We start from the raw sequence: 25,041 nt of genomic DNA on the forward strand, positions 1-25,041 counted from the left end.
TTAATATCTCTCCCCCCGCCGGAAGGCGAAAATAGCCTCATGAACACAAAAACACGACCCTCGACCCTGCACTGGCAACCTGCCTTGCAACATCCTGAAGAATACGCCTGCGGGCTGGATGATATTCATCAGGCAATACACATCATTCTGCGCACGCCGCGCGGCAGCGATCCCCACAGGCCGCTTTTTGGCAGCAATCTGTGGCGCTACATCGATTACCCGATCGAGCGGGCTATTCCGCACGTTGTTCGCGAGTCGGTGGAGGCGATTCGCATGTGGGAACCCCGCTGCCGGTTGCTGAAGGTGACGCCGACGATTGACGGTGAACACCTGACGTTACGCGTGCAATGGCGCGCCGCAGACGGCGTAATTAACTCAACGGAGGTGTTATGGCGATAGCCGAACCCGACTTTATTGACCGCGATCCCGCGCAAATCACCAGCGAGATGATTGCGCAATATGAAGAAGCCAGCGGTAAAAAACTCTACCCGGCGCAGGCTGAGCGGCTGCTCATTGACCTGTTTGCTTATCGTGAAAACCTTGTCCGCATCGCCATCCAGGAGGCGGCTAAGCAAAACCTGGTCGCGTATTCCCGCGCGCCGATGCTGGATTATTTAGGCGAGCTGGTTGGCGTTCACCGTCTGCCCGCTCAGGCGGCAAAAACCACGCTGCAGTTTTCTGTTACGCAAGCGGCTAAAAGTAACCTGGTGATTCCACAGGGTACCCGCGCCAGCGCGTCGGATAGCGTGATGTTCGCCACCGACGAAGATGTTCTGTTGCCTGCGGGCAGCCTGAGCGTTGCGGTAACTGCAACCTGTGTAGCAACCGGTGAATCCGGCAATAACTGGCAACCTGCGCAAATCAGCGCGCTGGTGGATCGGGTAGGCAATTACGATCTCAGCGTCACCAATCTGACGGCCTCAAGTGGCGGCTGCGGCGAAGAGAACGACGACGCGCTACGTAAACGCGTCCAGCTAGCGCCGGAAAGTTTCAGCAACGCGGGCAGCTATGGCGCCTATCGCTTCCATACGCTCTCGGTCAGCCAGTCGATTATCGACGTGGCGGTGCTGGGGCCGGATGAAGGGCTGGCGGAAGGCTGCGTGGAACTCTATCCGCTGACCCTGAACGGACTGCCGGGGCCGGAGCTTCTTGCCCAGATCGAACGGGAGGTGAGCAAAGAGAAAAAGCGCCCGCTAACCGATAAGGTGAGCGCTAAATGTTCTCCGCGCGTACCTTATCAGATCCGCGCCCGGTTGACGCTGTTTACCACCGCCGATCAGGAGACGACGCTTGCCGCCGCGCGTGAAGCGATTAATACATGGACGCGCTCGCGCCAGACCCGGCTGGGCCAGGACATTGTGCCAAACCAGATAATTAAAGTGCTGCAGGTTGATGGCGTTTACGACGTGGCGCTGGATATGCCCGCGAAAAAGGTATTGCAGGCACACGAATGGGCGGAATGCACGGCCATTGACGTGACGATTGCCGGGGTCAGCGATGGATAAACTGCTTCTGCCGCCGCCGCTGGCCAGCGACGAACGTTTTTCGATTCTGGCGAATATTGCCGCCGAACGCTTTGCGCAAATCGACCTGACGGCGTTGCTGGTCTATCTGGTGGATATCGTTGATGCCTCGGCACTGCCCTCGTTGGCCGGACAGTTTCATGTTCAGGGGCTGGAGGGCTGGCTATTTGCCGCCAATGAACAGGAGAAACGAGAGTTAATTAAACAGGCGATTGAACTGCATAAATATAAAGGAACTCCTTGGGCCGTTCGCCGCGTTCTGGAAATATTATCCTTACCCGGCACGATTTCCGAATGGTTTGAGTATGGCGGTAAGGCTTATTTTTTTAAGGTTGAAATTGAGCTAATTAACCAGGGCATGGATGAAAATCTGTTTAATAACCTGGTCGATCTTATTCATGAGTATAAGAACGTGCGCTCAAAGCTGGAAGCGTTAATTGTCTGGATAATTAACCAAAGCGCTATTCCTGTTATCGGCAGCGCGCTTTACGGTGGAGAAATAACGACCGTCTTACCCTTCCAGGTTCTGGAAGTTCAACAAACTAAACCGATCTATTTCGGTACAGGGCAATGGAGCCTTGAAATTACATCTATTTACCCGGAGTAATTATGGATAATGAGTTTTATACCCTCCTGACCGACAGGGGTATGGCGAAAATCGCCAGCGCCCTTGCGGACAAAAAACAGCTACATCTGCAAAAGATGGCGGTTGGCGACGGCGGCGGACAGTATTATGAACCGACCGCCAGCCAGACCAATTTACGCCACGAAGTCTGGCGCGGCGAGATGAATACGCTGACCGTTGCACCGAATAATCCCAACTGGCTGATTGCCGAACTGGTGCTGCCGGAGGACGTTGGCGGCTGGTATGTGCGTGAAGTGGGCGTGTTCGACGACGAGGGCGAGCTAATCGCCATCGGCAAATTCCCGGAATCTTACAAACCGCTGTTGCCCGGCGGCTGCGGCAAGCAGGTCTGTATCCGCCTGATTATGGAGGTCTCCAACACCACGGCGGTGACGCTGACGGTCGATCCGAGTATTGTGCTGGCGACGCGCGACTATGTGGATGCCCGGCTGGACGAGCATGAACATTCGACAAATCACCCGGATGCGACATTAACGCAGAAAGGCTTTACGCAGCTCAGTAACGCCACTGACAGCGATGACGAAACCAAAGCGGCTACGCCAAAGGCGGTGAAAGCGGCGATGGCGGAAGCGCGTAATCACACGCATACCTGGAACCAGATCACCGATGTTCCCGACGGCACGCTGACGCAAAAGGGGATCGTGAAGCTTAATAACGCGACGGACAGCACCAGTACAACGGAAGCGGCAACGCCGAGCGCGGTCAAGGCGGCGATGGATAAGGCGAATGCGGCAGCTCCGGCGAACCATACTCACGTCTGGAACCAGATTATCGGCGTCCCGGACGGCACGCTGACGCAAAAAGGGATTGTGAAGCTTAATAGCGCCACCGATAGCACCAGCACCACCGAAGCGGCAACGCCCAGTGCGGTAAAGGCGGCGATGGATAAGGCAAACGCTGCGGCCCCGGCCAGCCATATACACGCCTGGGGGCAGATCACCGGCGTCCCGGACGGTACGCTGACGCAAAAAGGGATTGTGAAGCTTAATAGCGCCACCGATAGCACCAGCACCACCGAAGCGGCGACGCCTAGTGCGGTCAAGGCGGCGTATGACAAGGCGAGCGCAGCGGCTCCGGCTAATCATTCCCATTATCAGTTTTTTACGGCTAACGGTACGTTTACGGTACCTGATGGGGTGACTCAGGTCTTTGTGGAAATGTTAGGAGGCGGTGGAGGTGGTGGAGGTGGAGGGCATACGAGTAATACAGATGGTCTTCTCTATTGTTCAGGTGGTAATGCTGGCAAAAGTGGAGAGCCAGAGATTGCTATTGTCCCCGTTATTGCGGGAAATAATTATCCAGTAACCGTGGGGGCTGGGGGCGCTAGTGGGGCTGGTGGTGTATTACCTAATAGCAACCCTACTGGAAACGTGGTGCAAGTAGGACAGGCTGGGAATTCTGGGATCAACGGTGGAAACTCAATTTTTATAGATGTTGTCGCCAACGGGGGGGCAGGAGGAGCGGGAGGCATTGTTCAGTCAAGAATACCTTTAAGCGGTTTTAACCAGTTGGACTCTATATCAGGTGGTAATGCTGAAACTACTTTCTTTGGGAAAGGAGGAACTGGCGCAGTTTTATCTAACGGAAGCAATGCGAGTGGCTACGGAGCTGGAGGTGGTGGTGGAGCGTCGGTTAACAGCTTAAATATAGCCTTATCAGGATACGCTGGTGGACGCGGTTCTAGCGGTTTTGTAAAAATCTCATGGTGAATATATGACTCAATATGCATATTACCATCCGGCAACCTTTGAGGTTATAGACTGGATTGATACTTCTTCATTAAACGTAGTGTTACCTGACTCAGTAATTTCTATAGATGATGAGCAGTGGCGACTAAGAGATAAAAATTGTTGGGTGTGCCTTAACCCTCTTGAATTTATTACTACACCGCCACCCGGAAGATTTTACCGATTGCAGGGAAACGAGTGGGTATATGACGAAGCGTTATTTGTCTCAGCACTTGAAAGTGTAAAAGCACAAGTTATACAGGCAATCAAAGCTCACCGTGATGATGTTACCGTCGATTATATCGTTATCGACGGCAACCATTTCCACAGCGATGCTAACAGCCGTATTCAGCAAATGTCACTCACCAGAATGGGTCAGGCAAAGCAGATTCCGGCAGGGTTAATGTGGCAGACCAAAAATAACGGTTTGATTGAACTGACCAACGACATCGCCGCGCAGTTTGAAACCGTCACTATGGATCACGATATGCGCCTGTTTGCCAACGCGCAGCGGCATATTGCGGCGGTAGAGGCGCTGGAGGATATCGAGGCTGTGCTCGACTACGACTACTCATCAGGCTGGCAGCCATGAGTCAAACCACCGTCTGGCTCGCTTGCTATAAGGGGCGATCGGAGTATCGCGGCATCGCCAGGTTTGTCGACTGGCTCACGCGCAAAGTCACGCGCGGTATCTACTCTCACTGTGAACTGGCGGTGGCGCACGGCGGTAATGAATACCTCTGCTACTCTGCATCGTTTCGCGATCGCGGCGTGCGGGGAAAGATAATACCGTTACCGGACGATAAGTGGGATAAGCTACCGTTAAAGGCCACGTTGCCGGAAGTGGAGGCCTTTTTCCGCAAACATAACGGCAAACGCTATGACTGGCAGGGCGCGCTTGGTATCGCGCTGTATAACCGGGAGCGCAAAGATAAACTGTTTTGCAGCGAGTTTTGCGCTGAGTTTCTCGGACTAAACGATAGCTGGCGCTACTCCCCCAGCCACCTTTATGCCTTAGTCAGTAGCTGGCAATACGATTGTTGAATCTCTCGCCGGGTATAAAGCCCGGCGATGTTGAATTAAAGTAATACCCTTTATTATTTATTTTTTAGCATCAAATGTTCAGTTTGCATAGCAAATGAAGTATTATAAAAAACCATCTTATAGTATTTTTACCAATTGATATGTGAACCCCCTACGATAATAACATTTATTTAACAAGCTAACTTTCTTCATTGGAGGAAGAAAAAATCAAACTCTTACATTGCTTATTATTTTCCATATCTAAAAAAGGAAGTGGATTACGGGAATACTGGCGGCATGAGATTATTCGCAGGAATGAATTTTCATTATGTCGATTACTTATGCAGGCCAATAACAATCGCCGTCGTAACTTTTTATTTTGGTGGCGTCTGGCAAATGAGATGTATATCTATGGTTCAAAAAAACAGAAAAAAACTGGATTATGGATTAATCGCAAGCTAAATTCCAAATTTGGAATTGATATAGAGCTGGGAGCAGTAATCGGCTATGGTTTGGATATTCCGCATCACATGGGGATCGTCATCACGAAAAAGGCTCGTATCGGTTGTAATTTATCGCTTAAGCAAAATACAACAGTAGGAAACAAGCAAGGTTTAAAAGAAGATGATTTCATTATTATTGGCAATAATGTAGATATAGGAGCAAACACCTGCATTATAGGCTCTATTACTATCGGTGATAATGTTACTATTGGAGCAATGTCATTTGTAAATAAAAGCATTCCAGCAAATAGCATATATATTACAAAAAAAACATCAGAAGTAATCCCATTAATAAATCACAAAAAATGGGATTAATCTAAATCTTAAGATTGAAATATTTTATAGGCTTTTCTCGTCTGGTTAATAGACTAAAAATAAAACATTTCTTTTGTGAATGATTGTTAAGTTCATTCTCTGACCTGATGTCTACATCACTATTCTGATAGAGCGTTTAGTAAGACCCGGTAGCGTAAACGCTATCGGGCATCGTTCTCGTAACATCACTGCAGTCTGTCCAACTCCGGGACACCCGCCTCTCGGTTGCCTGAGAAGATGGATAAAAATACTGCAGACCTCACGCTTTAAACACTGAAGTGTTTAATCCAATTCAGCAACATAAAAACCACCAGAAACAAAAAGGGGAAATAAGATCACTCCCATCCCAACTCTTATTTTATATCTCCCCATGGAAATATAAAAGACAAAACAATCACTAAACCATTTATCAACTTACATTACATATATTAATAACATTATAAACAAATTAATTACATTCACATCTTGAATGTAATTAAACTTCAATAACCATATGAACACTAATTTTGTTGCAATATAAAGCACATTAAATATAGTGGAACACGGCTAAAAACACCTAATATTCACAGGGGAATATAATGATTATTGTTTCTGTGCTCAGACAAAGCAAAGACTTCACCACAAAACATGCTCAATGGTTACATAAGCAGCTCAAAGGTTATGATTCTGTTTGTTTAACAGATGCGCTAAAGATAAAAGGAGTAAATACAGCGCCTCTTTTGTATGATTGGCCAGGATGGTGGGCAAAACTAGAACTTTTCAATCCACTGCATCCTGTTCTTGGTAATGAGGATATTCTCTATATTGATATAGATAGCGTTATTGTGGGAGATATTACTCCTCTGACAACTATGAAAAAAATAACATTACTTAATGACTTTTCTCAGCATGGTGCTTCAGTTGCGCCAGCAACAGGTATTATGTTTATTCCTGCACCCGCAAAAAAAAATGTGTGGGATGAATTTATGAAAAATCCTGAAAAGGAAATCAATGCCATAAGAACCCCACCCTATCATGGCGATCAAGGATTTATCGGCAGAATATGTCAAGATGCTGAAAGATGGCAAAACATCTTACCCGGAAGAATTATTAGTTACAAAGCTAATATAGCAACACCAAAAATGATTGGTTTTAACCCTGAACTATACGATGGGACAGGTAATGGAAAATTACCTGACGGAGCAAGCATAGTCTGTTTTCATGGTTCCCCTCGCCCCTGGAACACAGCATTGCCCTGGGTGCCTTACTTTAGTTTAAAAAACACAATCCAAAGCAAAGTGAAACAATATAAGTTATCACTGCGTTAAAGCTTCCTTCTCTTCAATGCCGGCGCTTTTCTTTACGCCACCAGAACCTCTATATATTTCTAATACGGTAGCGTAAGCGCCATCGGGCGATACGTTGCCGGATGGCGACGCAGGCGCGTCATCCAGCCTGCCACGTGCCCACACTGGATCATGAGCGTAATTTGTTTGAATAATCTTCCTTCACGCGATAAACAATAACTATGGTCTGGCTCGATCCTGACCCGTTGATAACAAACACAACATACTTGCAAGGAAAACAACATGCTCGCCGTCATTACCCGGCTGTTCCCGTTATGGGCGCTGCTGCTCTCTCTCACTGCGTATTACACACCATCCACCTTTACTCCTGTTGGGCCGTGGGTCGCGACACTACTGATGTTGATTATGTTCGGTATGGGGGTCCATCTTAACGTTGACGACTTTAAACGCGTGCTCTCCCGACCAGCCCCTGTCGCCGCAGGGATATTCCTGCACTATCTGGTAATGCCGCTCGCGGCATGGCTGCTGGCGTTGCTGTTTAAGATGCCGCCAGATCTGTCCGCCGGGATGGTACTGGTCGGCAGCGTAGCCAGCGGCACCGCCTCTAACGTAATGATCTATCTGGCGAAGGGAGACGTCGCGCTCTCAGTCACCATTTCATCGGTCTCCACGCTGGTCGGCGTGGTCGCCACACCACTACTCACGCGCCTGTACGTCGATGCCCATATTCAAGTCGACGTGATGGGTATGCTGCTGAGCATTCTACAGATTGTGGTCATTCCAATCACGCTGGGGCTGGTGATTCACCATCTGTTTCCGCGCGTAGTGAAAGTGGTAAAACCTTATCTGCCAGCATTCTCGATGGTGTGCATTTTGGCAATCATCAGCGCGGTGGTCGCGGGTTCAGCTTCACATATCGCCTCCGTCGGCTTTATGGTGATCATCGCGGTGATCCTGCATAACACCCTTGGCCTGCTTGGCGGCTACTGGGGTGGACGTCTGTTCGGTTTTGATGAGTCAACCTGTCGAACGCTGGCGATCGAAGTCGGGATGCAGAACTCTGGTCTTGCTGCTGCATTGGGTAAAATCTACTTTGGCCCGCTCGCAGCGCTGCCTGGCGCGCTGTTCTCAGTGTGGCACAACCTTTCAGGGTCACTACTGGCTGGTTACTGGTCCGGGAAACCGATTGTTGAAAAATCGGGCGAAACGGCAAAGGTAAATTAAAATATTGCCGGGTGGCGCAAGCTTACCCGGCTTACACGCTATCCGCCCGTTGCGTATTGCCGTAGACTAAATGCATCGGCTAACTGAGGGCACCCGTATGGCACTCCCCCGCATTACCCAAAAAGAGATGACCGAGCGCGAACAGCGCGAACTGAAAACGTTGCTGGACCGCGCCCGTATTGCGCACGGACGTCCGCTGACCAATTCTGAGACCAACAGCGTAAAAAAAGAGTACATCGATAAGCTGATGGCGCTGCGTGAGGCTGAAGCAAAAAAAGCCCGCCAGTTGAAGAAAAAGCAGGCGTATAAACCCGATACGGAAGCGTCATTCTCCTGGTCGGCGAATACGCCGACGCGCGGCAGACGTTAACGTCCTTTCTTCTTTCGTCCCGGCGAGGTAAAGCGCTTACCGCTTGATGCCGGGCGCGCTTTCTCATTGCTTTTTTCGATCGCAACGACCGGTCGCTTAATACCCGCGGTCTTCGGCTTCGCTTTGGCCTTTGGTTTGGCTTCGGAAGAGGAACGCTCAATCAATTTAAACAGATCGATCAGCTCATCGTCCGTCAGATCGCGCCACTCGCCCAGCGGAATCCCGCTCAGGCTGACGTTCATAATGCGCGTACGCTCCAGTTTCGTCACTTCATAACCAAAGTATTCACACATACGACGGATCTGACGGTTTAATCCCTGCACCAGGGTAATGCGAAAGACAAACGGCGCCTCTTTTTTCACCTTACATTTTTTGGTGACAGTACCCAGAATCGGCACGCCAGCGCCCATACCACGAATAAACTCGTCGGTAATCGGTTTATCCACCGTCACCAGATACTCTTTTTCGTGATCGTTACCGGCACGCAGAATCTTATTGACCAGATCGCCGTGGTTAGTCAGAAATATCAGCCCCTGCGAGTCTTTATCCAGACGACCAATCGGGAAGATACGTTTGCTGTGGTTCACAAAATCGACAATATTGTCGCGTTCGCCGTCTTCAGTGGTACTGACAATGCCAACCGGTTTATTCAGCGCAATCAGCACTAAATCATCCGCTTCTCGCGGCTCAATCAACCGACCATTTACTTTAACAACATCCCCGGCGACCACCTGATCGCCAATGGCGGCGCGTTTGCCGTTGATAAAGACATTGCCCTGTTCGATAAAACGGTCCGCCTCGCGACGCGAACAGATGCCGCTTTCACTGATATATTTATTAAGCCGGGTAGATGTGTCGGTCAGCATATTTACTCTCTGAGAAATTTTTCTACATAAACGTCGGGAATGTGACTTACCACATCAAATCGTCGGGAACTTTAAAATCGGCATACGGATCATCTTCGTCCTGCTCTTCCTGACTCAGCGCACTGTTTACGATAATACTGTCCGCATCTCGTTGTGCGATTTTATCGGCGACGCTCGCGGGAATAATCGCATATTCACATTCACCGCTGTTATTGATAACCAGACGCGCAATCGCGAGACGCCCATTAATCAGTTGCGTCTGAGTGAGCTTATCCACGTCTATTTTTTTGATGACGTTATTATCGGTGAAGTTAAAACCAATATCGCCTTTAGATACATTGATTCTATTCATTTCAATAAGTTGCTTAACCTGAGCTTTAAACTCTTTCGCTAAAACCGCTTGTTTTTGCTGTTCACTGAGTTGTTTATCACGCTCAAGTTGCGCCTTTTTATTTTCTTCCACCGCCTCTCTGGCCTCACGAGCCTGAACGCGTGATTTTTTAGCCGTGCGCTGGACTTTGGCCATTTTTTTGCTGGTCACTAATCCCGCTTGTAGCAGTTGCTCTTGTAAGGTCAGTTTTGCCATTTTCGTCTCTAAACGTGTTAAATAATTTTGCGGATTATACCTGTAATTTTTCAGGCTATACCAGATGGCAGATCTGGCCTGTCGTCACTTTTAGCGACCGCGCTTTGCCTGTGACATGCGTAACATCATGAGCCATATCAGTAAGACATTAAATGGATAATGGTAGCATTATTACGTTTTGACATTTCCTGATGAGGTGGAGAAGTAATGGAACTGCTTTTATTAAGTAACTCGACGCTGCCGGGTAAAGCCTGGCTGGAACACGCTCTGCCGCTGATAGCGAATCAATTGAACGGTCGACGTTCAGCCGTGTTTATTCCGTTTGCCGGCGTCACGCAAACATGGGACGAGTACACGGATAAAACCGCAGAGGTACTTGCGCCATTAGGGATAAACGTCACAGGGATTCATCGTGTCGCCGATCCGCTTGCAGCGATTGAGAAAGCGGAAATCATTATTGTCGGCGGCGGAAATACCTTTCAGCTACTGAAAGAATCGCGTGAACGCGGGCTGCTGGCGCCGATGGCGGACAGGGTAAAACGCGGCGCGCTGTATATCGGCTGGAGCGCGGGCGCCAACCTTGCCTGCCCGACTATCCGCACGACCAACGATATGCCGATCGTCGATCCAAACGGTTTCGACGCGCTGGATCTGTTCCCGCTGCAAATTAATCCTCACTTCACTAACGCCTTGCCGGAAGGTCATAAGGGCGAGACCCGCGAGCAGCGTATTCGCGAACTGCTGGTGGTCGCGCCGGAACTGACAGTGATTGGTTTGCCGGAAGGTAACTGGATTCAGGTGAGCAACGGCCAGGCGGTTCTCGGTGGCCCGAATACCACCTGGGTGTTTAAAGCAGGCGAAGAGGCCGTGGCGCTGGAAGCGGGTCATCGCTTTTAATCCCAGGCCACATTGAATGCCGAATGGCGGGCCTACGCGCATGTTCTCCGTAGGCCCCGCCATCCGGCATTTCACTTAATACTCGCCGCGTTCCTCGTCCTGATCCGGCTGTTCCAGTACGCTATAGGCGACCGAACAGAACAGTGAGTTAAGACGCTTCATATCGCCCAGCAGCCCTAAATGGAGCGAGCTGGTTTCAATGCTTTGCACGTTCTGCTGGTGCAGGCGGTCGACATGCGCATGTGAGTATCGGCGATTAAGTATACGGAAGCGATGTTTACTGCGGCGCAACCGACGGGCGCTGGTGACATCGCCGGAGAAAAAGACCGACATCGCCAGTTGCAGATTACTGAGCAGTTGATCGTAAAGCGCATCCAGCTCTTTCAATCCTTCTTCTGAAAATGCCCGACGCGCCGCCAGCGACTTGTCGGCAATCTCACTGCCCATTCGCTCGATAATATCCGACGCCTGTTCGAGGTTCAGGGCCATCTCAATAATCTCCGCCCACCGGCGGGACTCCTCCGCCGCCAGCTCGTCTTTTGGCATTCGCGCCAGATAAAGCTTAATCGCGGTGTAGAGCACGTTAACGTCATCCGCCAGCTTGCGCAGCGCTTTCTCTTCACGCGGCTCGCCGTGCATGACCTTTTTTAGCCCTTCCATCATCTGTTCCATCGCATCGCCAATGCGCAACACCTCACGGGCAGCATTAGCCAGCGCCAGCGTTGGCGTATCCAGCGCGCTGACATCCAGATGTTTCGGCTTCAGATGGGTATCCAGTTCAGGCTCATCACGAATAATTCGTTTACAAAAACGCGCCATCAGCTCGGCAAATGGCACCATCGCCAGGCAGCGCACCAGGTTATAGAAAACGTGGAAATAGATCACCAGCTCTGACTTCGGTAGCGATAGCTCATCCATCAGATTCGCCAGCGGATGGACAAACGGCAGGATGACCAGGCTGCCGATCAATTTGAACAATAGGCTGCCGAGCGCTACGCGACGCGCGGCAGCATTGGCGGCGCTGTTATTGAGCATCGCCAGCAGCCCCGATCCCAGATTGGCGCCGATGACCAGGCACAACGCCACCGGGAACGATATAATCCCCGCCGCCGTCAGGGTCGCCGTCAGCAACACCGCCGCCAGGCTGGAATAACTGATAATAGCGAACATCGCGCCAATCAGCGCATCCAGCATAATGTCGCCCGTCAGCGACGCGAAAATGACCTGCACGCCATTAGCCTGAGTGATCGGCGTCACTGCCTGCACAATCAGCTCCAGCGCCAGTAGAATCAGGCCAAGCCCGATACCGACGCGACCCAGCTGCCCGGCGCGGGACTGCTTACGTCCCAAAAAGAAAATCACGCCGATAAAAATCAGCAGCGGCGACAGCCACGACAAGTCAAAGGTGAGAATACGCGCCATTAGCGCAGTACCCACATCAGCGCCCAGCACAATCACCAGAGCTGGCGTCAGGGCGACAAGATCCTGGGCGACAAACGACGTTACCAATAAAGTGGTGGCGTTACTGCTTTGTACCAGCGCGGTAACACCGATACCCGCACAAAAGGCGAGCGGTTTCTTTTCCACGCTGCGGCTGAGGACAGTACGTAGACGCGCGCCAAACACGCGCATTACGCCAGTACGAACGATATGTGTTCCCCATACCAACAGCGCAACGGCAGAAAGTAGATGGAGCAAAGTTAACACGGCGTCAGGTTCTCCTTATCGTTATACGTTTTCCTGAAGCTCACTTGCGATAAATTGCCTGATGGCGCACAGCGTTAAGGCCTGCTGGCGTTGCACGCCACCGGGCTTACCATACGTAATACGGTATGCTGGATAAGGCGTTTACGCCGCCATCCGGCAAATTCAGCGTAGAGCCTTCCTTCAGTATAAGGGTTTAATTGTAAGAAAGAGACAAGGCACCCAATGAGTGCCTTGTATGTTGTAAGGAAAAGTGACGATTTTATGAATCAGTCCGCATCGTAACCCAGGTTCGGCGCCAGCCACCGCTCAACGTCCTCAACGCTCATTCCTTTACGGAAAGCATAATCTGTCACCTGATCGCGTTGGATCTGCGCTACCGCGAAGTATTTGCTCTCAGGATGGCTGAAGTACCAGCCGGAGACCGACGCGCCAGGCCACATGGCGAAAGATTCGGTGAGCTTCATCCCGGTGTGTTTTTCGACATCCAGTAGCTGCCAGATAGTGCCTTTTTCGGTATGTTCCGGGCAGGCAGGATAACCCGGCGCCGGGCGAATCCCCTGGTAGTTTTCGCGGATTAATTCGTCGTTACTCAGGCTCTCGTTCGGCGCATATCCCCAGTAAACCTTACGTACACGCTCATGCAGATACTCGGCAAACGCTTCCGCCAGACGGTCGGCAATCGCTTTCACCATGATCTTGTTATAGTCGTCGTGTTGCGCTTCGAAGGCGTCCGCCAGCGCGTCTTCTTCAAGACCGCCGGTCACCGCGAAAGCACCGATGTAATCCGCTTTGCCGCTCAGTTTCGGCGCGACAAAATCCGCCAGACAGTAGTTGGCAAAACCGACTTTCTCGGTCTGCTGGCGCAGGTGGTGGCTGACCGTCAGAACATGAGTACGGGTTTCATCGCGATAGATTTCGATGTCATCGCCGATGCGGTTCGCCGGGAACAGGCCCACCACGCCACGCGGATTCAACAGCTTCTCCGCGCTCAGTTTATCCAGCATATCATTGGCGTCTTTAAACAGACGCTGCGCCTCAACGCCCACCACCTCATCTTCCAGAATGCGCGGGTATTTGCCGGCCAGCGACCAGGTCATAAAGAACGGCGTCCAGTCGATGTAGTTGCGCAGAGTTTCGATGCTGGCTTCCACCTCCTGCACGCCCAGACGGTGGGCTACCGGCGGGGTGTAGCGTTCCCAATCGAATGCCAGATCGTTATCGCGCGCCGCTTCCAGCGTGACCGGCGGCGTACGCGGTTTTTTGCGGGCGTGCTGAATACGCACGGTTTCGTACTCTTTGCGGGTACGGGCGACAAAGTCATCGCGCTGGTTGTCGGAGAGTAGCGCCGCCACCACGCCCACGGTACGCGAAGCATTCTGCACGTAGACCGTCGGACCGCTGTAGTTCTGCTCGATTTTCACCGCCGTATGCGCTTTCGAAGTGGTTGCGCCGCCGATCAGTAGCGGGATAGTAAAGCCCTGTCGCTCCATCTCTTTCGCCACGTTGACCATCTCGTCCAGCGACGGGGTGATAAGCCCGGAAAGACCGATCAGATCGGCATTCACTTCACGCGCCGTTCTGAGGATTTTCTCCGCTGGCACCATCACGCCAAGATCGACGATTTCGTAGTTGTTGCATTGCAGCACCACGCCAACGATGTTCTTGCCAATGTCGTGCACATCGCCCTTCACGGTGGCAATCACCATCTTGCCGTTGCTGGAGCCTTTTTCTTTGCTGGCTTCAATAAACGGCTCCAGGTAGGCCACCGCTTGTTTCATCACGCGGGCGGATTTCACCACCTGCGGCAGGAACATTTTCCCTTCGCCGAACAGGTCGCCGACCACGTTCATGCCATCCATCAGCGGGCCTTCGATCACCTCAATCGGGCGGGCGGCCTGCTGGCGGGCTTCTTCGGTATCCTGTTCGATAAACTCGGTAATGCCTTTCACCAGCGAGTATTCGAGACGCTTTTTCACGTCCCAGCTACGCCATTCCGCCTGCTGGGCGTTGGCAGCTTCGTCGGTTTTGCTGCCGCGGTATTTCTCCGCCAAATCCAGCAAACGCTCGGTGCCGTCATCGCGACGGTTAAGAATGACATCTTCAACTGCATCGCGCAGTTCGGCAGGCAGGTCGTCATAAATCGCCAGTTGCCCGGCGTTGACGATGCCCATGTCCATGCCGTTGCGGATGGCGTAGTAGAGGAATACCGCGTGGATAGCTTCACGTACCGGGTCGTTGCCGCGGAACGAGAAGGACACGTTAGACACGCCGCCGGAGATCAGCGCGTGCGGCAGCTCGCGTTTGATGTCTTCACAAGCGCCGATAAAGTCCTGCGCGTAGTTGTTGTGCTCTTCAATACCGGTCGCCACGGCGAAGATATTCGGGTCGAAGATGATGTCTTCCGGCGGGAAACCCACCTCTTCGGTGAGAATTTTGTAGGCTCGACGGCAAATTTCGATTTTACGCTCGCGGGTGTCGGCCTGCCCCTGCTCATCAAAAGCCATCACCACCACTGCCGCGCCATAGCGACGTAGCAACTTCGCATGATGAATAAAGGCTTCCACGCCCTCTTTCATCGAAATAGAGTTGACGATGCCTTTACCCTGAATGCACTTCAGCCCTTTTTCGATAACCTCCCATTTGGAGGAGTCGATCATGATTGGTACACGGGCAATATCCGGCTCACCGGCAATCAGGCTGAGGAAACGCACCATCGCCGCTTCGGCGTCGAGCATCCCCTCATCCATATTGATATCAATAATCTGCGCGCCGCTTTCTACCTGCTGACGGGCGACATCCAGCGCTTCGCTGTATTTCTCTTCTTTGATCAGGCGCTTAAATTTGGCCGAGCCGGTGACGTTAGTACGTTCGCCGACGTTCACAAACAGGCTATCGTCACCAATGTTCAGCGGCTCCAGGCCGGAAAGGCGGCAGGCCACCGGGATATCCGGCAGCTGGCGCGGCGGCAAACCGGCAACGGCGCGGCTCATCGCCGCAATATGCTCCGGCGTAGTGCCGCAGCAGCCGCCAACGATATTCAGGAAGCCCGCTTCCGCCCATTCGCGAATCTGTTTCGCCATGGTGTCGGCGTCGAGGTCGTACTCGCCGAAAGCGTTCGGCAGGCCGGCGTTCGGGTGCGCGGTGACGTAGCATTCGGCAATCCGCGACAGTTCCTGGACGTACTGGCGCAGTTCATCTGGTCCCAGCGCGCAGTTAAGGCCAAAAGTGAGCGCCTCGGCGTGGCGCAGCGAGTTATAAAAGGCTTCGGTCGTCTGGCCGGAAAGCGTACGGCCAGAGGCGTCGGTGATGGTGCCGGAAATCATGATCGGCAGATCAACGCCCAGCGCTTCAAACTCTTCTTTCACCGCAAACACCGCCGCTTTCGCATTCAGGGTGTCAAAGACGGTCTCAATCAGAATCAGATCTGCGCCACCTTCCACCAGCGCTTTAGTGGATTCACGGTAGGCCGCCACCAGCTGATCGAAGGTGATATTACGAAACGCCGGGTCGTTGACGTCCGGCGAAATGGAGGCCGTGCGGTTGGTTGGGCCGAGCACACCCGCAACAAAGCGTGGTTTTTCTGGTGTTCGCGCCGTCCATTCATCGGCGCAGGCGCGAGCCAGTTTGGCCGCCGCATAGTTAATTTCCGCCGACAGGGATTCCATCCGGTAATCCGCCATCGCAATGGTTGTCGAGTTAAAGGTGTTGGTTTCGATGATATCCGCGCCAGCCTCAAAGTAGGCGTTGTGGATAGCGGCGATCACCTCCGGCTTGCTGAGTACCAGCAGGTCATTGTTGCCTTTCAGGTCGCAGGGCCAGTCGGCAAAGCGCTCCCCGCGGAAATCTTCTTCATGTAGACGATAGCTCTGGATCATGGTGCCCATACCGCCGTCCAGCACCAGAATACGTTCATTTAACTGCGCACGCAGTTGTTCAACTTTGCTGCTCACACTCGCTCCCGACAACGCTCCACGTAACGAGCCATACTGGCACAAAGCGTGCTGGCGGAAAAGAGAACAACGGGCAACATGAGACATGTTCAGCTTGCCACCCACTTCTGTCGCTTTGCCGGATGGCGGCGCAAGCGCCTTATCCAGCCTACAAATTACTTTGGCGGCTCCCAAAGCGTAGGCCTGATAAGCGCAGCGCCATCGGGCATCCTGTGATGTCACTCATCCGATCAGTTCAGGAACTCTTGCATTATAATTGAATAAAACGAAAATGATTTCCACGATACAGAAAAAGGAGTCTGCCATGGTTGCCCCTGTTCCCGCGAAACGCGGGAGAAAACCTGCCGCTACCACTGCACCCGTAACCGGGCAGGTTCAGTCTTTAACTCGCGGTCTGAAGCTACTGGAGTGGATTGCCGAGTCCAACGGCAGCGTCGCGCTGACCGAACTGGCGCAACAGGCGGGTTTGCCTAATTCCACGACTCACCGTCTACTCACCACCATGCAGCAACAGGGTTTTGTCCGCCAGGTTGGTGAGCTGGGCCACTGGGCCGTAGGCGCACACGCGTTTATCGTCGGTAGCAGCTTCTTACAGAGCCGTAATCTGCTGGCGATTGTCCATCCGATTTTGCGCAAGCTGATGGAGGACTCCGGCGAAACGGTAAACCTTGCCGTACTCGATCAGAGCGACCATCAGGCTATTATTATCGACCAGGTGCAGTGCACACAATTGATGCGCATGTCCGCCCCTATTGGCGGCAAGCTGCCCATGCACGCCTCTGGCGCGGGCAAGGCGTTTTTATCACAGCTCAGTGAGGAACAGGTTACCAGTCTGCTGCACCGCAAGGGGTTGCACGCTTATACCCATGCGACGCTGGTGTCGCCGCTGCATCTGAAAGATGACCTCGCCCAAACACGCAAGCGCGGCTATTCCTTTGACGACGAAGAACATGCGCTCGGTCTGCGCTGCGTGGCCTCGTGTATTTATGACGAACACCGCGAACCGTTTGCGGCCCTCTCTATTTCCGGCCCCTGCTCACGCATTACCGACGATCGCGTCACCGAACTTGGCGCCATGGTGATTAAAGCGGCGAAAGAGGTGACGCTGGCCTATGGTGGAACTCGCTGAAATGAGCAGCCTGAAATTATACTGGCAGGAGAAGTACCCACAGGCCTTCTGTTGGTCTTTCGGTGATTCGCCGGCGCTGGCCGACGAGCTGGCGGCGCTAGTGGTCGCCGGTAAAAAGCGTGGCACCTGTAGCTCGCTGGTTAGCTATCAGAAAGAGCAGCCCCCTGTCACGCCCGGGTCATATCACATTGTGCTCAACGGCACAGGCGACGCCGTGTGCGTCATACGCACGCTGGCGCTCAGGCTGATCCGTTTTAACGAGATGAGCGCCGATCTCGCCGCACTGGAAGGCGAAGGCGATCTTAGCCTGGCGTACTGGCAAGCGGCACACCGGGCCTTTTTTGAGCGCGAGGGTAATTGGTCGCCGGAGATGGAACTGGTTTACGAAGAGTTCGCCGTACTCGAGATCGCGCCGTAACGCACGCTAAAGCGCTGTCTACGTCGATAGGCATACACATCTTCTACATGCCCTTCTTTAATACGCGTCTGTAGCGCGCGCCAGTAATCGGCGCGAAACAGGTCGGCATGCATCTCTTCAAACAATGGCCCGATACGCGGATCGGCACACAGCCAGTGACGAAACTCCTCCGGGAAAACATCACCCGGCGAGACGCTATACCAGGGTTCGCTGGCCAGTTCGTCTTCTGGATAACGCGCTGGCGGAATATCGCGGAAATTCACTTCCGTCATGTAGCAAATTTCATCGTAGTCGTAGAACACCACGCGACCATGACGGGTAACGCCAAAGTTTTTAAACAACATATCGCCGGGGAAAATATTAGCGGCGGCAAGCTGGCGAATCGCATTACCATATTCTTCTATCGCATCGCGCAACTGCTGGCCTTCTACCTGTTCCAGCCAGATATTGAGTGGCACCATGCGACGTTCAATATAGAGATGGCGAATGACGATATGTTCCCCAAGATCGGTAATCTTCTCTGGCGCTTCTTGTCGTAACAGCGCCATCAGCGCCGGATCGATTTGCCGTTTATCCAGTACGAAATTCTCAAACTCCTGGGTATCCGCCATACGACCGACGCGATCATGCTCTTTTACCAGTTGATAACAGGCACGCACATGGGCGGCAGACATCTCTTTCTGCGGGGCGAATTTGTCTTTAATGATTTTAAATACCCGGTCGAAACCTGGCAGGGTAAACACCAGCATCACCATGCCGCGGATACCAGGCGCCTCAATGAATTTCTCATCGCTTTCAGCCAGATAACATAAATATTCGCGGTAGCTTTCGGTTTTCGCATGTTTCTGGCAGCCAATCGCCATATACAGTTCGGCAGTGGTTTTACCCGGCAGGATTTCACGCAACCACTCAACCAGCGCGGCAGGCAGCGGCGCATACACCATAAAATAAGAGCGGGCAAAACCAAACACAATGCTCGCTTCTGCCGTGGTGGTCAGGCAGGTATCGACAAACAGTTCCCCCTCATCAGTACGATGAATCGGCAATAAAAACGGCAGCGTACCGTCAGGTGTGGTTAATTTACCTACCAGCCAGGCCGCTTTATTACGGTAAAACAACTCATTCGCCACCTGGACATGGCAGCGAGGTAGCGCGTCCTCGCCCAGTGTTTCAGTCAGGTGCGCGATAATATAGCGGATATCCCGGCTTTTATTCTGCCAGGGCAGACGCAGCGGTAAGTCACTGAGTATGCGCATCAACAGCGGCTCCCAACCGTGATCGGGAAAGAAGTCTTTGGCCAGCGGGCGCGGGATAGTACGGAAGCGACGCTCCGGTTGCGAACTGAAAATAAACAACCGCTCGGGTGTTAACGAGCGGTGGTCAAATAACCGGCAATAAACGGAGTTGAAAAAGCTCTCCGCAATCTCGAAGCGCGGGTAATCCGGCAACAGCCGGGTGTAATGCTCTTTAACGCGTAAAAGGAAATCCGCGTCGGTACTTTTGCCATCGGTAATACAGCGCAGTTGCTCCACCACCAGACCCACATGATGATCATAGAGGTGGATACGGCTTTTCATCGCCTGCTGGACGGCGTGCCAGTCGGCCTGTTCAAAACGCTGCTGCGCGCCGGAAGTCACTTCCAGAAATCGACCATACTGCGCGTCAAAGCCTTGCAGGATGGTTTGAGCAATCAGTAATTCCAGGCCACGCGGCATTTTTTTCCCTCATCCGGCACCACGTCATGCCGGATGGCGCGTTCGCTTATCCGGCCTACGCTATCTGTAGGCCCGGTAAGCGCAGCGCCACCGGGCATCAATCAAAACTGCGATTCTTCGGTGGAACCCGTTAACGCGGTAACGGATGACGCGCCGCCCTGAATAATGGTGGTGACTTTGTCGAAGTAACCAGTGCCCACTTCCTGCTGGTGGGAAACAAAGGTGTAGCCATCTTTCGCCGCGGCGAACTCGGGTTGTTGAACCTTCTCAACATAGTGCTTCATGCCCTCGCCCTGCGCGTATGCATGCGCCAGGTCGAACATGTTGAACCACATGCTGTGGATGCCCGCCAGGGTAATAAACTGGTATTTGTAACCCATGTCCGACAACTGCTGCTGGAAGCTGGCAATGGTCTTGTCGTCCAGATTCTTCTGCCAGTTGAAGGATGGCGAACAGTTATAGGCCAGCAGTTTGCCCGGATACTTCGCGTGGATAGCATCGGCAAAACGACGCGCCAGTTCGAGATCCGGCGTAGAGGTTTCGCACCATACCAGATCGGCATACGGGGCATACGCCAGACCGCGGCTGATCGCCTGCTCAATGCCCGCATGGGTGCGGTAAAAACCTTCGCTGGTGCGTTCGCCGGTAATAAAACCGCTGTCATAGGGATCGCAGTCGGAGGTGATCAGATCTGCCGCATCCGCATCGGTACGCGCAATCACCAGCGTCGGGACGCCCATCACATCAGCGGCCAGACGCGCAGCAACCAGTTTCTGAATCGCCTCCTGCGTGGGGACCAGCACCTTGCCGCCCATATGGCCGCATTTCTTCACCGACGCCAGCTGATCTTCGAAGTGAACGGCCGCTGCACCGGCTTCAATCATCGATTTCATCAGTTCGAAGGCATTCAGAACGCCGCCAAAACCGGCTTCCGCATCAGCAACGATCGGCAGGAAGTAATCCACATAGCGCGGATCGTTGGGTTCAATACCGGATGCCCACTGGATCTGATCTGCACGACGGAAAGTGTTGTTGATCCGATCCACTACCGCCGGAACAGAGTTTGCCGGGTACAACGATTGATCCGGATACATGCTGGATGCCAGGTTGGCATCTGCCGCCACCTGCCAGCCTGAAAGATAAATCGCCTCAATACCAGCTTTCGCCTGCTGCAACGCCTGACCGCCGGTCAGCGCGCCAAGGCTGTTGATATAGCCTTTTTTCGCTTCACCGTGCAACAGCCGCCACATTTTCGCGGCGCCGAGCTGCGCCAGCGTGCATTCCGGGTTAACCGAGCCGCGTAATTTCACCACCTCCTCCGCGCTGTACGGGCGGGTGATGCCTTCCCAGCGCGGTTGTGTCCACTCTTTCTGTAATTCTTCGATTTGTTGAGTACGGGTTTTCATGTGCAGATGCTCCATATTGTTATGTGGTGAATTAAGCCAGTAAGCGATAGCCCGGCAGGGTGAGGAAGTCGATTAAGTCATCTGAGGTGGTGATTTGCTCCATCAGACGTGCGGCATCGTCGAAGCGCCCGCTGCTGTAGCGGTGCTCGCCCAGTTCGTCCTGGATTACCCGCATCTCTTCCGCCAACATTTCGCGGAAAAGCGCTTTCGTTACGGGTTTTCCATTGCTCAGTGTTTTCTCATGGTGAATCCACTGCCAGATAGAGGTTCGTGAGATTTCCGCCGTCGCGGCATCCTCCATCAGACCGTAAATCGGTACACAGCCATTGCCGGAGATCCACGCTTCAATGTACTGCACTGCCACGCGAATATTGGCGCGCATTCCCGCTTCTGTGCGTTCGCCTTCACATGGCTCCAGTAACTGTTCAGCGGTAATCGGCGCATCTTCATCACGGGTAATGAACAGCTGATTTTTGTGCTCGCCCAGTACCTCGTTAAAGACGGCCATTGCGGTATCCGCCAACCCAGGATGCGCAATCCACGTGCCGTCGTGGCCGTTGTTCGCTTCCAGCGCTTTATCCGCTTTCACTTTGGCAAGGACCTGATTGTTGCGTTCAACGTCTTTGCTCGGGATAAACGCCGCCATACCGCCCATCGCGAACGCGCCGCGCTTGTGACAGGTTTTGATCAGCAGGCGCGAGTAGGCGCTCAGAAACGGTTTGTCCATCGTTACCACCTGCCTGTCCGGCAAGACGCGATCCGGGTGATTTTTCAACGTTTTGATATAGCTGAAAATATAATCCCAGCGACCACAGTTGAGACCGACGATATGATCACGCAACGCATGAAGAATCTCATCCATCTGGAAAACAGCAGGCAGCGTTTCAATCAACAGGGTCGCTTTGATCGTACCGCGCGGCAGGTTAAAGCGGTCTTCGGCGTAGCTGAAGACTTCGCTCCACCAGGCTGCCTCCTGCCAGGCTTGCGTTTTCGGCAGGTAAAAATACGGGCCGCTACCTTTAGCGAGCAGCGCTTTATAGTTGTGGAAAAAGTACAGAGCAAAATCAAACAGGCTGCCGGGAATGGCTTCCCCCCGCCAGGTAACATGTTTTTCTGGCAGATGTAGACCACGTACACGACAAATCAATACGGCCGGATCGGGCTTGAGCTGATAGATTTTTCCGGCTTCGTTGGTATAGCTAATGGTGCCGTTCACCGCATCACGCAGGTTGATTTGACCATCAATAACTTTATTCCAGTCCGGCGCCAGCGAGTCTTCAAAATCCGCCATAAACACTTTCACATTTGCGTTCAGGGCATTAATCACCATTTTACGTTCAACCGGCCCGGTAATTTCTACTCGGCGATCCTGTAAATCCGCCGGAATACCACGAATCTGCCAATTACTTTCTCTAATGGAAGTGGTTTCCGAAATAAAATCAGGCAACTTACCGTTATCAATATCCTGCTGTTGCTGGATACGTGCAGCCAAGAGTTTATTGCGTTTTGGCGTAAAACGGGTAACTAACTCCGTCAAAAACTCGACTGCCTCAGCGGTCAGGACTTGCTTTTCCAGCTCGCCTTGCGGCCTGGTAAAGGTTAATTCATCAGTTGTGGTTGCCTGTGGATTCATCATGCAGCTCCTCGTTGTTGATCCAGATACATCCCCAATGCGAACGAAGGATCACTGTGCGCTTTTCGTTCAACACAACTAAGACTACTCAATTAAATTTCAAAATCAAAAACAATTTCCATTTTTAATTTAATTATGCATTAACCTATTGATAACAATATAAATTAAATTTAATTACATGATGAGGTGCGTTTCGGAAATAAAAAAGGCACCCGAAGGTGCCTGATTCAACATGCTGAAACGCTTTAGGATCGTCAGAAGCAGAAGATTAATCCAGGGTTGGATTCATGTGACGCAGATCATATGGCGTAATCTGGTAGACATAATAGTTGAGCCAGTTAGTAAACAGTAAATTACCGTGGCTGCGCCAGGTTGCACGCGGTATGTTTTGCGGATCGTTTTTTGGGAAATAGTTGTACGGGACCTCCGGATTTAACCCGGCCTCAACGTCACGAAAATATTCACCCGCTAACGTATGAGCGTCATATTCAGGATGACCGGTGACAAACGCAATACGTTTATCTTTGCTGGCAAACAGGTACGCATCCCCTTCTTCTGTTTCGGCCAGAATTTCAAGATCCGTATAATCCCGTATCAGCGCCGCCGGGAAATCGGCATAGCGTGAGTGTGGCGCCAGAAACGAATCATCAAAACCACGCGTCAACAGAGCATGAGGATGAAGGATGTGATGTTCATAGACGCCGGAAAGTTTATCTGTACGGGTCTGCTTAGGGATACCATACAGAATATTGAGTGCAGCCTGGACGGCCCAACAGACAAATAGCGTCGAAGTAACGTGATCTTTCGCCCATTCCAGCACCTGCCTAATCTGCGGCCAGTAAGCCACGTCATTAAACTCCACCAGACCCAGCGGCGCTCCGGTCACGATAAGCCCATCAAAGTTCTGATCGCAGATATCGTCGAAGTTACAGTAAAAGTTGTTCAGATGCTCGGCTGGCGTGTTCCTCGACTCGCGGGCATCTATCCGCAGCAGTTGAATATCGACCTGCAATGGCGAGTTCGATAGCAAGCGCAGAAACTGATTTTCCGTTTCAATCTTCTTCGGCATCAGGTTAAGGATAAGTACCTTTAGCGGGCGAATTTCCTGACCTGATGCGCGAGAAGTCGTCATGACGAAGACATTCTCCTCACGTAAAAAATTGACGGCGGGTAGCTCGTCCAGCACGCGAATCGGCATAACCTGATAACCTCACGACATACGTTTAAACGTTTAGACATCCAGATAGCTGAAGATACTCAGAAATCAGGCGAATGTCGAGTCTGCAAGTTCAAGGTGAGAAAGTTTCACGACAGCATTTGCATTAGAATAGAAGTAAGCAAAAAAGGAGTGAAGATGATGATTAACATTCGTCGTTCAAGGCATGAGGAAGGGGAAAAACTGATTGCGATCTGGCGTCGCTCAGTCGATGCTACGCACGATTTTCTGTCAAACGCTTATCGGGCCGAACTGGAAGAACTGGTGAGCGATTTTCTGCCAGAAGCGCCACTATGGGTTGCCGTGACCGATCAGGATGAGCCGGTAGGATTTATGCTGCTTACCGGTGAACATATGGATGCGCTGTTTGTCGATCCGGACGTGCGTGGTCAGGGTATCGGTAAGAGATTAGTTGAACATGCGTTAACACTGGCGCCGGGGTTGACAACCAATGTTAACGAGCAAAATACACAAGCTGTTGGATTTTATAAGAAAATGGGATTTAAGGTGACGGGACGTTCGGAGGTTGACGATCTTGGGAAACCGTATCCATTGTTGAATTTAATTTATCCGTGAGTAGTGGCGCTGCCTGATAAGTGCATGCAGGCCAGATAAGGCGGAGCCGCCATCCGCCGGTGCCGGTTGCCTGATGGCGCTGCGCTTATCAGGCCTACATTTTTACAGTTACCACACACGCAAAGAAGCCCGTCCAGACGGACGGGCTTCTTCACTTGTCTGATGCCTGGCAGTTTATGGCGGGCGTCCTGCCCGCCGCCCTACGGGCCGTTGCTGCGCAACGAGTGCTCACCGACAGACCACAGATAAAACAAAAGGCCCTGTCTTCCGACAGGGCCCTTCGTTTTATTTGATGCCTGGCAGTTCCCTACTCTCGCATGGGGAG

At 52.2% G+C, this 25,041-nt stretch carries 23 protein-coding genes, 1 rRNA gene and 1 pseudogene (1 of these 25 cut by a window edge); 15 read left to right on the forward strand and 10 right to left on the reverse strand.

The features are described from left to right. Positions 1-39: 39 nt before the first annotated feature. From ABVN36_RS22285 to ABVN36_RS22335, 11 genes and pseudogenes are all read left to right on the forward strand, one after another. Positions 40-399: a GPW/gp25 family protein gene (locus tag ABVN36_RS22285; protein ID WP_023138095.1), complete on the forward strand. Its 360-nt coding sequence runs from the start codon at positions 40-42 to the stop codon at positions 397-399. Continuing rightward, positions 390-1,505 carry a baseplate J/gp47 family protein gene (locus tag ABVN36_RS22290; protein ID WP_023138096.1) on the forward strand — a complete coding sequence of 372 codons (1,116 nt, stop codon included), beginning with the start codon at positions 390-392 and terminating at the stop codon, positions 1,503-1,505. Before ABVN36_RS22285 ends, ABVN36_RS22290 begins: the two co-directional genes overlap by 10 nt. Continuing rightward, the gene (locus ABVN36_RS22295) at positions 1,498-2,130 is read left to right on the forward strand and encodes a phage tail protein I (RefSeq protein ID WP_000359503.1); all 633 of its coding nucleotides are present in this window, start codon (positions 1,498-1,500) and stop codon (positions 2,128-2,130) included. The genes ABVN36_RS22290 and ABVN36_RS22295 overlap by 8 nt, the downstream gene beginning before the upstream one ends. 2 nt (positions 2,131-2,132) lie before the next feature. Then, positions 2,133-3,878, forward strand: coding sequence for a tail fiber protein (locus ABVN36_RS22300; protein ID WP_023138097.1), 1,746 nt, complete (start codon positions 2,133-2,135; stop codon positions 3,876-3,878). Positions 3,879-3,882: 4 nt separating this feature from the next. Then, positions 3,883-4,488 carry a DUF4376 domain-containing protein gene (locus ABVN36_RS22305; RefSeq protein ID WP_031607397.1) on the forward strand — a complete coding sequence of 202 codons (606 nt, stop codon included), beginning with the start codon at positions 3,883-3,885 and terminating at the stop codon, positions 4,486-4,488. Then, positions 4,485-4,940: a hypothetical protein gene (locus tag ABVN36_RS22310; RefSeq protein ID WP_017465885.1), complete on the forward strand. Its 456-nt coding sequence runs from the start codon at positions 4,485-4,487 to the stop codon at positions 4,938-4,940. The genes ABVN36_RS22305 and ABVN36_RS22310 overlap by 4 nt, the downstream gene beginning before the upstream one ends. Before the next feature lie 252 nt (positions 4,941-5,192). Then, positions 5,193-5,419 (forward strand): annotated as a pseudogene (locus ABVN36_RS22315) (hypothetical protein); the annotation flags it as partial. A 30-nt stretch (positions 5,420-5,449) separates the two neighbouring features. Continuing rightward, complete coding sequence (locus ABVN36_RS22320) at positions 5,450-5,737, forward strand: DapH/DapD/GlmU-related protein (RefSeq protein ID WP_223155912.1); 288 nt, start codon at positions 5,450-5,452, stop codon at positions 5,735-5,737. Positions 5,738-6,315: 578 nt separating this feature from the next. Beyond that, positions 6,316-7,044, forward strand: a complete 729-nt coding sequence (locus tag ABVN36_RS22325; protein ID WP_000587738.1) for a hypothetical protein — start codon at positions 6,316-6,318, stop codon at positions 7,042-7,044. 261 nt (positions 7,045-7,305) lie between these two features. Next, the gene (gene panS / locus ABVN36_RS22330; protein ID WP_000881652.1) at positions 7,306-8,247 is read left to right on the forward strand and encodes a ketopantoate/pantoate/pantothenate transporter PanS; all 942 of its coding nucleotides are present in this window, start codon (positions 7,306-7,308) and stop codon (positions 8,245-8,247) included. A 97-nt stretch (positions 8,248-8,344) separates the two neighbouring features. Next, entirely contained in the window at positions 8,345-8,617 is a 273-nt protein-coding gene (locus ABVN36_RS22335; protein WP_001207628.1) for a DUF3811 domain-containing protein, read from the forward strand. Here ABVN36_RS22335 and rluF read toward each other — a convergent pair. Genes rluF through ABVN36_RS22350 form a run of 3 tightly spaced genes read right to left on the reverse strand, consistent with a single transcriptional unit; the run spans position 8,614 to position 10,205 of the window. Beyond that, complete coding sequence (rluF, locus tag ABVN36_RS22340) at positions 8,614-9,483, reverse strand: 23S rRNA pseudouridine(2604) synthase RluF (protein WP_000954617.1); 870 nt, start codon at positions 9,481-9,483, stop codon at positions 8,614-8,616. The genes ABVN36_RS22335 and rluF overlap by 4 nt on opposite strands. A 46-nt stretch (positions 9,484-9,529) precedes the next feature. Then, entirely contained in the window at positions 9,530-10,069 is a 540-nt protein-coding gene (locus ABVN36_RS22345; protein WP_023138099.1) for a DUF2058 domain-containing protein, read from the reverse strand. 55 nt (positions 10,070-10,124) lie between these two features. Then, positions 10,125-10,205, reverse strand: coding sequence for a hypothetical protein (locus tag ABVN36_RS22350; RefSeq protein ID WP_033903576.1), 81 nt, complete (start codon positions 10,203-10,205; stop codon positions 10,125-10,127). Between the two features lie 71 nt (positions 10,206-10,276). Here ABVN36_RS22350 and pepE point away from each other — a divergent pair, with 71 nt between their 5' ends. Continuing rightward, on the forward strand, positions 10,277-10,966 hold the full coding sequence (gene pepE / locus ABVN36_RS22355) for a dipeptidase PepE (RefSeq protein WP_000421776.1): 690 nt from the start codon (positions 10,277-10,279) through the stop codon (positions 10,964-10,966). Between the two features lie 75 nt (positions 10,967-11,041). Here the strand turns inward: pepE and ABVN36_RS22360 are convergent, their stop codons facing one another. Continuing rightward, entirely contained in the window at positions 11,042-12,673 is a 1,632-nt protein-coding gene (locus ABVN36_RS22360; RefSeq protein ID WP_000956811.1) for a Na/Pi cotransporter family protein, read from the reverse strand. A 266-nt stretch (positions 12,674-12,939) separates the two neighbouring features. After that, positions 12,940-16,623: a methionine synthase gene (metH, locus tag ABVN36_RS22365; RefSeq protein ID WP_023138100.1), complete on the reverse strand. Its 3,684-nt coding sequence runs from the start codon at positions 16,621-16,623 to the stop codon at positions 12,940-12,942. A 304-nt stretch (positions 16,624-16,927) separates the two neighbouring features. Between metH and iclR the strand changes: the two genes are divergently transcribed. Both iclR and ABVN36_RS22375 read left to right on the forward strand, forming a co-directional pair. Then, on the forward strand, positions 16,928-17,752 hold the full coding sequence (gene iclR, locus ABVN36_RS22370; protein ID WP_000226434.1) for a glyoxylate bypass operon transcriptional repressor IclR: 825 nt from the start codon (positions 16,928-16,930) through the stop codon (positions 17,750-17,752). Positions 17,753-17,762: 10 nt separating this feature from the next. Beyond that, the gene (locus ABVN36_RS22375; protein WP_010989091.1) at positions 17,763-18,170 is read left to right on the forward strand and encodes an ASCH domain-containing protein; all 408 of its coding nucleotides are present in this window, start codon (positions 17,763-17,765) and stop codon (positions 18,168-18,170) included. Here the strand turns inward: ABVN36_RS22375 and aceK are convergent. From aceK to metA, 4 genes are all read right to left on the reverse strand, one after another. Next, on the reverse strand, positions 18,134-19,885 hold the full coding sequence (gene aceK, locus ABVN36_RS22380) for a bifunctional isocitrate dehydrogenase kinase/phosphatase (protein WP_001137266.1): 1,752 nt from the start codon (positions 19,883-19,885) through the stop codon (positions 18,134-18,136). The genes ABVN36_RS22375 and aceK overlap by 37 nt on opposite strands. A 101-nt stretch (positions 19,886-19,986) precedes the next feature. Beyond that, entirely contained in the window at positions 19,987-21,291 is a 1,305-nt protein-coding gene (gene aceA, locus ABVN36_RS22385) for an isocitrate lyase (RefSeq protein WP_000857882.1), read from the reverse strand. A 31-nt stretch (positions 21,292-21,322) separates the two neighbouring features. Next, positions 21,323-22,924: a malate synthase A gene (gene aceB / locus ABVN36_RS22390; RefSeq protein ID WP_001069371.1), complete on the reverse strand. Its 1,602-nt coding sequence runs from the start codon at positions 22,922-22,924 to the stop codon at positions 21,323-21,325. A 268-nt stretch (positions 22,925-23,192) separates the two neighbouring features. Next, entirely contained in the window at positions 23,193-24,122 is a 930-nt protein-coding gene (metA, locus tag ABVN36_RS22395; protein ID WP_001122767.1) for a homoserine O-succinyltransferase, read from the reverse strand. A gap of 156 nt (positions 24,123-24,278) precedes the next feature. Between metA and ABVN36_RS22400 the strand changes: the two genes are divergently transcribed. Then, positions 24,279-24,716, forward strand: coding sequence for an acetyltransferase (locus ABVN36_RS22400; protein ID WP_000973248.1), 438 nt, complete (start codon positions 24,279-24,281; stop codon positions 24,714-24,716). Positions 24,717-25,010: 294 nt separating this feature from the next. Here the strand turns inward: ABVN36_RS22400 and rrf are convergent. Continuing rightward, positions 25,011-25,041, reverse strand: a 5S ribosomal RNA gene (rrf, locus tag ABVN36_RS22405) (it continues 95 nt past the right edge of the window).

This window comes from Salmonella sp. SJTUF15581 (assembly GCF_043356775.1).
Taxonomy (GTDB): Bacteria; Pseudomonadota; Gammaproteobacteria; order Enterobacterales; family Enterobacteriaceae; genus Salmonella; species Salmonella enterica.